Origin of the sequence: Celeribacter baekdonensis, assembly GCF_003047105.1 — a bacterium.
Classification (GTDB): domain Bacteria; phylum Pseudomonadota; class Alphaproteobacteria; order Rhodobacterales; family Rhodobacteraceae; genus Celeribacter; species Celeribacter baekdonensis_B.
The window spans coordinates 1-12,269 of the sequence record NZ_CP028476.1; the positions used below are offsets into that span (position 1 = coordinate 1).

The 12,269-nt window shown below is 60.5% G+C and carries 10 protein-coding genes and 1 pseudogene; 4 read left to right on the plus strand and 7 right to left on the minus strand.

What is annotated here, in order from left to right; genetic code table 11:
- Positions 1-489: 489 nt before the first annotated feature.
- The 3 genes from DA792_RS23360 to DA792_RS21265 all read left to right on the plus strand — a co-directional run bounded on the left by DA792_RS23360 (position 490) and on the right by DA792_RS21265 (position 2,653).
- Positions 490-879: a glycosyltransferase gene (locus DA792_RS23360; protein ID WP_368074517.1), complete on the plus strand. Its 390-nt coding sequence runs from the start codon at positions 490-492 to the stop codon at positions 877-879.
- A 510-nt stretch (positions 880-1,389) separates the two neighbouring features.
- Positions 1,390-1,737, plus strand: coding sequence for a hypothetical protein (locus DA792_RS22955; protein ID WP_254679754.1), 348 nt, complete (start codon positions 1,390-1,392; stop codon positions 1,735-1,737).
- A gap of 28 nt (positions 1,738-1,765) precedes the next feature.
- Positions 1,766-2,653, plus strand: a complete 888-nt coding sequence (locus DA792_RS21265; protein WP_107722817.1) for a glycoside hydrolase family 26 protein — start codon at positions 1,766-1,768, stop codon at positions 2,651-2,653.
- Positions 2,654-3,256: 603 nt separating this feature from the next.
- Here the strand turns inward: DA792_RS21265 and DA792_RS21275 are convergent.
- Both DA792_RS21275 and DA792_RS21280 read right to left on the minus strand, forming a co-directional pair.
- On the minus strand, positions 3,257-5,017 hold the full coding sequence (locus tag DA792_RS21275) for a sensor histidine kinase (protein WP_217621096.1): 1,761 nt from the start codon (positions 5,015-5,017) through the stop codon (positions 3,257-3,259).
- Between the two features lie 50 nt (positions 5,018-5,067).
- The gene (locus DA792_RS21280) at positions 5,068-5,733 is read right to left on the minus strand and encodes a LuxR C-terminal-related transcriptional regulator (RefSeq protein ID WP_107722820.1); all 666 of its coding nucleotides are present in this window, start codon (positions 5,731-5,733) and stop codon (positions 5,068-5,070) included.
- 142 nt (positions 5,734-5,875) lie between these two features.
- On the opposite strand from DA792_RS21280, the pseudogene DA792_RS21285 reads away from it, so the two are divergent.
- Positions 5,876-6,319: pseudogene (locus DA792_RS21285) on the plus strand (Tn3 family transposase); the annotation flags it as partial.
- A gap of 340 nt (positions 6,320-6,659) precedes the next feature.
- Here the strand turns inward: DA792_RS21285 and scpB are convergent.
- The 5 genes from scpB to DA792_RS21315 all read right to left on the minus strand — a co-directional run bounded on the left by scpB (position 6,660) and on the right by DA792_RS21315 (position 11,874).
- A complete protein-coding gene (gene scpB / locus DA792_RS21295) occupies positions 6,660-7,238 on the minus strand; it encodes an SMC-Scp complex subunit ScpB (protein WP_107717395.1) in 579 nt (192 codons plus the stop codon).
- A gap of 1 nt (position 7,239) precedes the next feature.
- On the minus strand, positions 7,240-8,133 hold the full coding sequence (locus DA792_RS21300; protein ID WP_107717393.1) for a DUF1403 family protein: 894 nt from the start codon (positions 8,131-8,133) through the stop codon (positions 7,240-7,242).
- Between the two features lie 207 nt (positions 8,134-8,340).
- A complete protein-coding gene (locus tag DA792_RS21305) occupies positions 8,341-9,285 on the minus strand; it encodes a TniQ family protein (RefSeq protein ID WP_245708054.1) in 945 nt (314 codons plus the stop codon).
- A 71-nt stretch (positions 9,286-9,356) separates the two neighbouring features.
- On the minus strand, positions 9,357-10,235 hold the full coding sequence (locus DA792_RS21310) for a TniB family NTP-binding protein (protein ID WP_074646627.1): 879 nt from the start codon (positions 10,233-10,235) through the stop codon (positions 9,357-9,359).
- Positions 10,228-11,874 (minus strand): Mu transposase C-terminal domain-containing protein, encoded by a 1,647-nt coding sequence (locus DA792_RS21315; RefSeq protein ID WP_074646626.1) that lies wholly within the window; start codon positions 11,872-11,874, stop codon positions 10,228-10,230. The genes DA792_RS21310 and DA792_RS21315 overlap by 8 nt, the downstream gene beginning before the upstream one ends.
- Positions 11,875-12,269: the final 395 nt, after the last annotated feature.

Genomic DNA, 12,269 nt, shown 5'->3' on the forward strand with positions numbered 1-12,269 from the left:
CGTATTATGCGGTGGCGGGGCTTTGGATGGTTGCGGCGGGATGGTTTTGGATATGGTGGCTCACGCCGTCCCATGTCCTCGGTCTGGGGCGATATTGGATCGTGACCGGAGCCATGCTCTGGATTTGGGGGATGCAGCTGTACTTTGTTGTCGTCTTCCTGAAATCCCGCCGCTCTGATGCCCCCGATCCCGTGCCGGGACAGTGGACGTGGCGATGGTCACGACAAAAACCCCCTCGGAACCCTTTTCTGTTGTGCGCAAAACACTCGAAGCGATGCTCGCGCAAGAGTATCCGCATGACACATGGCTGGCCGATGAAGCCCCCGATGCGCAGACCCGCGCCTGGTGCGACGCCCATGGCGTGAGGATTTCGACCCGTCAGGGCATTGCGGACTATCATCGGGCCGAATGGCCACGCCGGACGCGGTGCAAAGAGGGAAATCTGGCCTTTTTCTACGACACATGGGGCTATGACACCTACGATATCGTTTGTCAGCTGGACTCAGATCATGTGCCGCAACCGGGGTATTTGCGGGAAATGTTGCGACCCTTTGCCGATCCAGAGGTCGGCTATGTCCCGCCCCGTCGATCTGTTCCGCCAATGCAAAGGAAAGTTGGGCGGCCCGCACGCGGCTTTATTCCGAGGCCGCGTTTCACGGCGTGTTCCAAGCCGGTTACACGGCGGTGTTTACCCCGATGTGCATCGGCTCGCATTATGCCGTGCGCACCATCGCCCTGATGGAGGCGGGCGGGCTTGGCCCGGAACTGGCCGAGGATCATTCCACCACCATGTTGATGGCTGTGGCGGGATGGCGCGGGGTGCATGCCATGGACGCGATTGCATTGGCGACGGTCCGGCGACCCTGCCCGATCTGGTGACACAGGAATTCCAATGGTCGCGCTCGCTGATGACGCTTTTGCTGCGCCATACGCCGTCGCATCTGCGGCAACTGCCGCTGCGTCTCAAATTTCTCTTTCTGCTGTGCCAAAGCTGGTACGCGTTTTTCACCTCTCCATGGCGATGATGTATGTCTTGCCCATTCTCGCGTGAGCTTTGACATCCGCTTTGCCGATGTCACTTATGCCGGATTTCTGGGCATTTCCTGCCCTCCGTCGCGGTCATGGTGCTCTTTGCCTATATGATGAAACGCGACCGGTTCTTCCGGCCATTGAATGCCAAAGTCCTGTCCTGGGAAAAGGCTTTTTTCGTTCTGTTGCAATGGCCATGGGTGCTCTGGGGCTGTGCGATGTCGGTCTATGACCGGCTCAGTGGAAATTCGTTGATTTCCGCATCACCCCGAAAGGCGAGGCCGCAAGCGCCACCCTGCCGGTGCGGATCATGGCCGTTTACGCCGCCCTCGCGCTCGGGCTTTGGTGCCGGTCTTGCTGGTGTCCGAGCTCAGGGAAGCCCGTGGGTTTTACCTTTTGTCGATCGTGAACGTGGTGCTCTATCTCGCGCTTTTGGCCACCATTTTCATCCGTCATCTGTTGGAAAACCGCCGTCCGGGTTTGATCCGTGAATTGGGGCTCCGCCTGCCGGGCTATGTCTCGGCGATGACCTGTATGGTCGCGCTGACCGTCTGGGGCGTGTCTTTGCGCGGGGTGGAAAGTTTTCAGGCGCTCGCTGTCGGCTTTGAACCCGCGGGCCTCACGAAAGTTGAATACGTTGTGTCCGGCGCCGGCATGGGGCGGCCCGGCGACATCCGGGTGCATTTCGGGATTATTGGGCGCAACTGAGTGCCGCATTTTAAAGGGAGGACAAAACATGAAACAGATCGGGAAAGGATTTTTTGCCGCGCTGTCGGTCGCTCTCGTGATCGCCGGGCCCGAGGCCCGCGCCGCGCCACCCGGAGAGTTGCCCTTTGGCGTCTATGACCCGGACGGGGATTTTAGCGCCGACGGGCAGGTCGTGATCGAACATCTCTTTTTGCCATGGGAAGACGTTTATCTGCCCTCGCTCAACGATGCGGATGCCTATGCGTTAAAACGGGGCCGGGCGCTTTTGGTCACGCTGGAGCCCTGGACATGGTCCCGCAGCGAACGCAACACCGCGCAATATCTGCGCCGTGGCATCGAAGACGGGCGGTATGATGCGAATATGAAAGCGGTCTGTGACGTGCTGGGCACGCTCAAAAGCCCGGTGACCCTACGCTTTGCCCATGAGATGGATGACAGCTCGGGGCAATTCATTTGGGCCGGGTGGAACCCGGACACCTATATCGCCGCCTATCGGCACATGATTGACCTGTGTCGCAAAAGTGCCCCCGCGATCACCGTCATGTGGTCACCCTTGGGTGATGAAGACATGGCAAAATACTACCCCGGTGACGACTACGCCGACCTGATCGGGTTGACGGTTTTTGGACTTCAAGCCTGGGATCAGGCCAAATATGGCCGGGATCGCAGCTTTGATGATGTCTTCATGCCCCGCTACGAACGTGCCGCCGCCTTTGGCAAACCCGTGGTGGTCGCGGAGCTCGGATATGTCGGCAAAGCGGACTATGTCAGCACCTGGGAAAACGCGGTGCGTCAGGAAAAAACCGACTATCCGAGCCTTGTCGGCATTCTCTATTTCAACCAACCCGAGGTCTATCCTTGGCCAGAAGGATTCGGCGCCCCGGATTGGCGGGTTAAGAACCAGATCCTGAAATAGGGCGGGATCGTCCCGGCCCTGTCCCCGCAGCGGCGAAAATTCGCCACCCCGGTTGATCCATTTCAAAACTATGAAAACGCGCAGGAAATATCCTGCGCGTTGTTTTTTACGCGTTGACACAGCTTTGCCCTGTTCTTGCCACGCACAGGTTTTCATTGACCTGTATGCCAATCTTTAACACTTGTGGTGGCCAATAAGGTCTGACGACGGCTTTCGCGAGTGGTCCGAGGCATAAAAAGAGGCTGAGCAAATGTCTGCGACTGTACATCTAAAACGCGCCGCGTCTGCGGCACTGATCTCTTGTGCGCTTGTCGCCGCGGCCCTCCCTGCGAGCGCCGAAAATCAAACGGAGCCGCTGCGTCCGTTCACATCGCCCGCGAAAACCTACGCTGGCAAAGGTGCGACACAGTTTGATTGGCTGAAAAGCCCGAAGACCGCGACGGACACCCGCGTCGTCCTCGCATCCGGCTCCCGTGCCCCTGGGTCTGGCAGCTGGATCTGTTCTCCGGCGGGGTTCGGCACGAAGTCCACATGCCGCATGCGTTAGGTGATCGCGGCGTACCCCCACAGGGGGAATGCTCCGCCTCTCAAGGGGCCCAACCGTTATGTTGCAATGTGCTCAATGGAAACAGACGTGCCCGTTTGTCCCGTTTGAATGGACAGATGCGCCCCTATTTTTGACGCCCGCCGCCGCATCCCCGTCAGGCCATAATGGGGTCTGTCGGCACGTTGAGCGGCATCGACGTCAAACCCAAGACCATCATCGGCAACCGTAACCCGGCGGTGGTCGGCATAGACCCTAATCTTGCTGGCTTGCGCGTGTTTGATCACGTTGGTGATCGCCTCTTGCACGATCCGTGCGATATGCAAATTGTCGGACGGGGTTCCAGAGGACCACAGCGGCTCGTCTTGGATTTGCCACTCAAAGCTGACACCGTGTTTGGCCAAAAGCCCCTCAAGCCGGGTGCGCATCATCCCCAACAGCGTGGCCAGACTGTCTTGGCTTTCGATGCTGTCCATCATCAAGGCCAGATCGCGCAGCGCATCCTCCAAGGCGGTGCGCAGGGTCGGGTCCTCGATGGATTGGCTTTCCATATAGGCCAGCGTGTTGACCAATTGGCCCCCGACCCCATCATGCAATTCCAACAAAATGCGGCTGCGCTCCTGGCTGATCGCTTGCTTCTTTCTCACCATTGCCAGCTCATTGAAACTGGTTTCAAGCTGCGCCGATTTTTCGGCAATCGTGCTGTGCAATGTCGCGGTCAGTTGGGCATGTGCCGACAGGCTGCGGATCAATTGCGACAGGATGAGCCAAAGACAGACCAGCGCGGTCAAAAGCGGCATCAGATGCAGCAAATTCATGCTACGGGCCTGCGAATGGGTCAGCACCAAAAACAGCCCGTCAAAGGCAAGTGCGAGGGCCAGAGACAGCGCCGGAAAAAAGATCAAAAAGTCGATCTTTGGCACGGAATGGCGGTGCTGCCACATGACCGCGACGGTGATGATCCCCGCCACAGCGGCGCATAAATTGACCGCAGAACACGCGGCATCGACGTAGCGCAGGGGCAAGAGAACAGCGATCAGAACACCGCCACAGATCACCCACGGCAGCACCCGCTCGCTGCGCAAAGGCGCGATGCCAAGGAAGCTGCGCACAAATTTGAGCATGAACAAAACATAGCTCGCGACAGAGAGGGAATGCAGGCTTTCAGAGATCCTATAGGTCCCCACGGTGGCATGGGTGGCAAGCAAGGCCAAAAACACACAGGCCGATAAACACGACAGAGCAATCCAAAGAAACATCCGCTCCTTGGTCTGCGCAAGCCAGACGACAAAATACCCCAAGGTGAGCAGGATCATCAGCCCCAAGGCCAACTGCGTCAGCCCCTGCGTGAGCATGAAGCGGTTGTCATAAGGCGCGCTCAGCACCTCTCGGTCGCCGAAATGAAAGGGCTGTAAATCAAGTTGTCCCGGCACAGGGCCTGACAGATCGAACATCACGGTATTTTCGCCCAGCTTCAAAAGGCTTGGCGACACCTCGACCAACAAAGGCGCCATCCAAGGATGTCTTTGATGCGGCAGCGCGTGGACCAAGGCCCCGTTCACCGTGATCTGAAGGTGATGGTTATATTTGGGAATGAAAAACGCCTGCATCTGTGTCGGCACGTCCTGCAAGGAGACCGTGAACTGCAAAACCTGATGCTCGACCCCCGGCGTGTAGCGCGCCGGCGTGGAAAATGGCAAATCCAATGGCACAGGGGCGTCACAGTCAGGCGGCGCGCAAGAGGCGACACGATCAAAGAACATCGTGTGGTCTATCGGGCGAATATCCCCAATATCCACGACAGAGAGCAGGGTCAGCATGGCAAGGATCCATGCCACGACACCGCCATAAACCCGCGCGCCCGCTCCCATCAAATCATGCCGTTCTTGGCCGCTTGCACAACGGCCTCAGTGTTGGAACTGACCTTGAGCTTGCGGTAAATCTGCGTGATGTGATTGCCGACCGTGCCGCCGGAAATGCCAAGTTGATCACCGATTTCGCGGCGTTTGTAGCCACGGGCGATGGCGCGGAGAATTTCCGTTTCCCGCGGCGTCAGCGTCTCCACCCTCCCCGTCGCCATGCCAGATGTCAGGCCCGATGTCAGGCCAGCATGATCACTCAAAAGGTTCAACACATGGCGCGCAATCGCCGGGCTGATCGGACTGCCGCCATCAATCAAGGTTTGGATATCATCACCCACTTGCCCAAGATCGCCGCCCTTCAAGATATAGCCCCGCGCCCCGGCTTGAATGGCCTCCACCACACGGGCCTCATCGCCAAAGACCGAAATGACCAGCGCATCGACCTCCCACTCAGCGGCGGCAACCGCTTTGATCGCTTCAATCCCCGACCCGTCCGGCAGACCAAGATCCACGAGAACAACCCGCGGTTTGAGATCAAAGAGCCGCTGTAACCCGTGATCCAAGGTCCAACACACATCGCCGACGACCAAACTGGCATGCGCCGCCACTGCGGTCTTCAACCGTGTCGCGATGTCTGGCCTGTCTTCGATAATCAGAACGCTATAGGGCTTCATCTGCCGATCAATCCTTGGGTGTGGTCGGGTGAAACTATCATGTTGATTTCTCTTGGCTAGGTGGGATCTAAGGGCATTGTCAGGTTGCCAGTTCTGGCATGTGGGGTCTGATGCCGGAGAGTGCAGAATCCTACTCTAAGCGCTGAGAACCCGTTTCCCGTATCCCCGACAGCATGAACTAGCGGTCGCATTGCGCGAAATCGGCCGGATCGAACGGACGCTCTTTATCATCGATTGGCTGCTGGATGCCGATATGCAACGCCGTGCCCAAATCGGCCTGAATAAGGGCGAAGCGCATCATGCGCTGAAAAACGCCCTGCGCATTGGGCGCCAAGGTGAAATCCGTGATCGAACAGCTCAAGGCCAGCACTTCCGAATGGCCGGGCTGAATCTCCTCGCCGCCATCATCATTTACTGGAACACCAAACATCTCAGTCACGCTGTCGATGGCCGCCGCCGGAATGGAATGGATTGCTCTCCCGACCTGCTGGCGCATACCCCACCTGCCTTTAGGCCGCAAACTCATGCGTTTCTGCGATGGCACGGCATGGCACGGGCGTGGCATAACATGGCACGAGAAAACTAACCCTCTGAAAATAAAGAAAAACAAAGACGGGTGCACGGAAGCCGCAACAACAACCCAAAAAGCCTTTATTTATAAAGGCTTGAGGCTAACGGGCCGCTTGCTGCGTCAGGTGTGTAGACTTCCATCCGGCACGGATGGTCTCAGGAGGGTGAAACGAAGTGCCCTCCCGCTCGAAGACGTAAGCGTTAGCTTCCCTTTTCCCGGCTTCCATCGCTGGGAATCGCGTGCTCGGATTTGTAAAAATGCGACCGCGATCCTGCTGGTCATGACGCCCGCGCTCGCGTGCGCAAACGGGTGGACCGAACTGCGCCCATTGGCCCTCGAACATCCTTCGCTCCCCTCATTCTTGCTTCACGCCCGCATCCTCCATCTGCTCCCGATCGGGCAGGTCGTGTAGGCTCTCCAATCCGAAGGCAACGAGGAACTGTTCGGTGGTGACAAAGGTGTAGGGCGCGCCCCGTCTCGGGGATCGTGGCCCTGTCCCGATCAGCCCGCGCGCGTGCAGGCGCCCGATCAGGTCGCGGCTGATCTCCTTGCCGAAGATCTCCTTGAGCCCGTCGCGCGCAATCGGTTGATGATAGGCGATCGCCGCCAGAACCGCGACGTCGAACCGGTTGAGATCCATCAGTTGATCGCCAACGTCCGCTGCGGCGCGGATCGCGGGCGCGTAGGCGGTCCGCGTCCGGAACATCCAGCCTTCCGCCACTTTGGCAACCTCGAACGCCCGCCCGTCCAGATCGGCCGACACGTCCGCGATCAAAAGATCCACTGAGACCCCCTGCCCCACCACGCGGGTCAGGTCCTCGCGGGCGACCGGCGTGGCGGAGGCAAACAGCACCGCCTCGATCCGGCGCATCCATTCGCGCCAGCGCAATTCTGGCGGCAGGTCGGACAGGTCACGATCAAACTCTTCTGCCATCTTACACCCCGTAAAGCCGGAAGGTGTCGCGGCCGGTCAGTTCGCGCACGGCACCGAGGTCGACCAGCCGGTCGCACAGCCTGCGCGCGGACCGGCCCGGCAAAGGCAAGGCCGAGGCCGCGACCGCATCGCGGTTCAGGAATATTTCGACCGCATCGTCTGCCCCTTTGGCGCGCAATTTTGGCGCAACGGCTTTGAGGCGCGCGGCCGTCCGGGTCAGCTCTAAGGACAGCCGCACCGTCTCAGAGGCCGATGCGGTCACGGCACAATGACACGCCAGCCGCAACGCCTCGCCCTGCTTGCGCAGATCGGCGCGTTTCAGACCCAAAGCCAGCAGCGGCACCAGATGCTCCCAACCGAGCGCCTGCGCCAAAGCCGCATCGGCCAGGATCAGCGCCGCCCCCTCTGCCCTCGGGACATCCGTCATGATGGTTTCCAAAACGGCGGCGGCGCGCGCAACCGGGCCGCCCTGCCCCGCGCCGTGCCCATCGAGCCAGATCGCGATTGTGTCAGGGTCAAACTCTGGCAAGGCGCGGTGGAGCGACTTGAGTGTGGCGGGCCGTTCGACCGCGCAGCGCCAGCGGTGATAGGTCTCTCCCGCCGGTCCCGGCAGGTCGCCCGGGCGCAGGAAATGGAGTGCATCTCGCAACGCCCCGGCCCGTTCGGGCCGCCCTGCGAAGCCCATACAGGCTTCGGCCGCGCGCAGCGCGAGACGATCCCGCAACAAGGCTTGGGGCACTTCCTTGTGTCCCAATACCACATGCAGGTGGTTCAGCGCCGCACCCGACAAAAACGCAACATCTTCAAAGGTTTCAGGACGCGCCGAGGTGACCCAGGCGGGCATCAGGGGTAGAGTGTCCAGATCGTCGATAGGATCATGCCGGGCAAATGTCATGCTTTGAGCCTATATCAACGCGGCGCTTTTATCCAGAAATTTCACTCCAAACCGCCGCAGCTTGCGCGATCTATATATGTCCAATAAGTTTGCATTATCAGACATAGATGGAAATGGCCGGAAACGCTGTCGTGTCGTTTTAGTTTCATGTGTCGGATGGCCGGAATTCATGAGATTCAAGCACTTCCCTGAAAAGCGAGTCGGGGTTCATGAGATTCTGTACCGGTATTTATGAGACTGGATGGTGCGGTATTTGTGAGACTGGCGCTGTCTCGCGGCTTTTTCGGCAGACTGGCGTGCGCTCTCGTCGCGCTCAGCGCGCCAGAACCGGGCCGAGATGCGTCGCCTCAACGAGAGTGGCCATGATCGGAGCGCTTCCCGGACCCGTCCCTGCCCTTCCGCGTCGCTCATGAGCTTGATTGAGATCGCCCATTTGACCGGATCCTCGATGATCCGGTCGATGCCAACCGTCAGCGCGAAGGCCTGTAACAGCGAGCCCTGCGCCAGGGCGTGGAGACCGGGGCGCACCGGCTTGGTAAGGACTGGCGCCACCTGATCGTATTCGGGAACGACGACCGTCAGCGCCTGCCGGAGGATCGGCGTGGTGAGGAAATCATGGTAGTCCCGCCGGGTCTGGAGCGACATCCGCGGTTGCTCGTCGACATTCGGCGGCGAGGCCCGGCGATGCCGCGCCGTCAGAACCTGAAGCACTTCGGGCGCTTCCAGGTCTCCCTGCCCCGCGCTGCGCGCCCAGGCATCCAGATACGCGGCACCGGCCTCGGCATGCCCTTCAAGTTTCTTAAAGCAATCCGCACCGAACCGGTCGGACAGGGTCTCGCCGGTCGCGTCCCGAAACTCCACAGCATGCACCGGGCAACTGAATCGCCACGGCAGCGCGGCGGATTTGCGATGCAGCTCTTCGGGACAGAGCGGACACGTATGCCGGTTCTTCCGCGCGATCATCATGCGCGCCGCAGACCCCAACTCCCGGAAGGTCATGGCCTGCACGGTCTCAGGCGAAAGGCCGGTCCAAGCCGCGATCAGAGCCCCCTGCCCTTCCGAAAGACGCCATTCCAGGTCGAACACGTCGTGCCCCTTCAGGCCAAGCGCTGCAACGAATTCCGAAACCGTCATGGCGTAGAACGGGGCCATGCGCGCGGCCCAGGAAGACAGTCGTTCGTCGACCTCGGGGGCGTAAACAACCGGCAGGCGCCCGCACCCCGTCACACCGGCTCTCCCAGGACCGCCTGCAACCGGTCGCCACCCAGAATATCGCGCGAGAGGATGCGTTCCTCGCCGCTTTCGATGGCGGCGATCGCCAGCTGCGACAGGATCGAAAAGATGCCCGAGGTGATGCCGCCAGTCACCTTGATGATCCGCGCGAGCGCGTGTCCGTCGATCTGGCTTTGGCGCCGAAGCGGCAGCGTGCGCGTGAGCGTGCTCATCAGCCCGTTCAGATCCTCGCCCTCCCGCCAGGGCGGCAATGCGAAGGCCTCGAAGCGACGCACCAGCTGATCATCGGTGCGCAGCGCGTTGCGGGCCTGTGCGGTGCCGACGCAAACCAGCGGGATGCGCAGCTCGTTGCCCAGAAAGCGCAGCATGTTCAGGAATCGCGCCTGTTCGCGGATCGTGCCCGCCTGCAGGCTGTGGATCTCGTCAATCACCAGCATCCCCGGGCGCAATTCGGCGAGCAGTCGCAAGGCCAGACTCTCAAGTACAGATAGTGTCGCCCGCGGCGGCTCGGGGGCTCCAATCGCCGCCAGGATCCGGCGGTAGAAGCGCGACTCGTCGGGCCCCGAGACCATCTGCACCGCAACGACCGGCATATGCAGCCGTCCACTGGCTTCGTCGAAGCTCGACGCGTGATCGCGGGTGAACTTCTCGATGATCATCGTCTTGCCCATGCCGCTGTCACCGACAATGAGCAGGTTCGGCATGCGGGCGCGCTCGGGAAACGACATCAGCGTTTCCAGCTTCTCCAAGGCCGCCTCGGCCCTGGGATAGGAGACCCAGCGGTCGGCGCGAATCCGGTGAATGCGCTCGTCGGCGCTGAGCGCGGCGATCTTGCCGGCTCCCGGGTAGAGATGCGGGAACTCAGTCATCGTCGTACCATTCCTCGACCTTGAAGCCGGGATGGCTGAGGAACGGGCTCCCCTCCCCTTCCAGCGCGGGCAAGGCATCTCGCGCGGCGTCATCCGGTGTCACGTCGATCATGCGCCGGGGTGCCAGATGCGCCCGCCGCGCCTGATGACGCCGCGTGGCCTTGGTCTGCCGTACCGCGGTGTCGACGAGGTCGCGCTGCGCCTCGATCGTCCTGAAAATCAACTCCTCGTCCACAGAATGACGTCCAGCCTCGCGCAGGGCCCGCCGCGCCGCGCGGTGCTCCCAGAGCGTGATCGCAGGCCGTGTCAGATCAGCAGGTCGGGCTTCGATGATCCCACTCTCTGTCAGCACGAAGATGCGCGAGAGATCGCGCGGATCGTATTTGAGCGTGAACTTGCGGCTTTCCCGGCCCATCAGCCAACGCAACTCGTCCGCCCAGTAGCGGATGTGGAAGAGATGCAGGCCGTCGCGCTGCAAAACCCGCTGCTCAGACGGCAGAAAATCGACCAAGAACTGGCGCAGATCGGCGGGTATACGGAGTCTGACTTCGTCCACCCGTGTTGCCCAGGCCGCCGAGGGCGTGATTTCCAACGCGCTATGCACCCGCGCGTGGTAGGAGCCGGTGATTTCCAGCGCCAGCCAGGTTTCCAGCTCGCGCAAGGTCATCACCGCCTCGGCTTCGGCATCGAGATCGCCGCGCTCGAAGATGTTCGAGAAATGCGAGCCCGGCAGCAGGTGAATCGCGCCCATCATCGTGCCGATCAGCCGCTCGATATGCCCGCCATAGCGCGGCGTGCCGGGCGGACGGTACTGCAGGTCGATCTGGTATTCGGAACAGGCAAGCTGAAAAGCCCGGGCATGGAACTCCGCGCCATTGTCCACATAAATCGCGGTCGGGATGCCCCGCGCCAGCCACTCCGTGCTGATCCCGCACGCCGTCAGCCAGTGCATTTTCTCCATCACCGCATGGGTCAGGCAGAGGGCGACGGAGAGCAGCGAGGGCGGTTCCAGGGACAAGTGGAAGCCCAGAACCATGCGGGTATTCACGTCGATCGCGACCGTCAGCGTTGGCCGACCGAGCGGGCGTCGTGTCACCGGATCTACCACTGTCACGTCAGCCTTGGTGTGGTCGATCTGGACGATATCCAGCGGATCGTTGGCGACCAGCCCCCCAGGCGTGGCCAGATAGCGCCGGTCGGCCTTGTCCTTGCCCTCTCGCCGGGCCATCAGCTTAGCCTGGTCATGTTGCTCCAGCCAGCGCCCCAGACGACGGATCGAGGGCGGTGCCAGCCCTTGAGCCCGACAATCGGCGGCGACCTCCCGCCAGAACCGCGTTCTGGTAGGTTTGCGGCGGGTGGCATAAAGCCCCTTGAAGTGGCGGGACACGATTTCTTCCACCGCCGGGTCCAGCGGCTGCATGCCAGGTTTGGGGCCCCGGGTGTCCGGCAGAAGTGCACTGGTCCGCCCGTCCTCGCGGAACTGCTTCACCAGACGAAAAAGCGTGGATCGGCTGACATTTAGCTGACGTATGGCCCAGTCGACATTGCCCTGAGTCAGCTGGGCCGGCAGCTCCGCGAGCACCCGGGCGCGAAACTCCGCCTCTTCCCAATCCTTGTCAGCTGGAAAATTATCGGACATAACTTACTCAGTGCATGGATGCCGGATAGTCTCACCAATGGTGATTCAAATCGGCGTCCAGTCTCACATACCTTGAATCGGTTTCAGAAATGCGACACAGGCAAGCTATTGAAAACACATGGAACGCAGTCTCAAGAATTCCGGCAGACCGACATCATGGGTGGATTCGCCCGAAATCGCCCCTCTCGCCCTCGAAATTTTCATTTAACCGGTGGACGGGCCTTTTGGCCAATCGGTGGACTCACCGCGAAGGAGACCAAATGTTCAACAAGATCAACGATCTTCATAAGCGAGCAGCCGCCTGTTCCAAGACATCCACTCGGTCAGCACTTCGACCACAGTCCAACGATGAACCCATAATCCAGCATTGAAACAAGAACACAACGGGATCAATA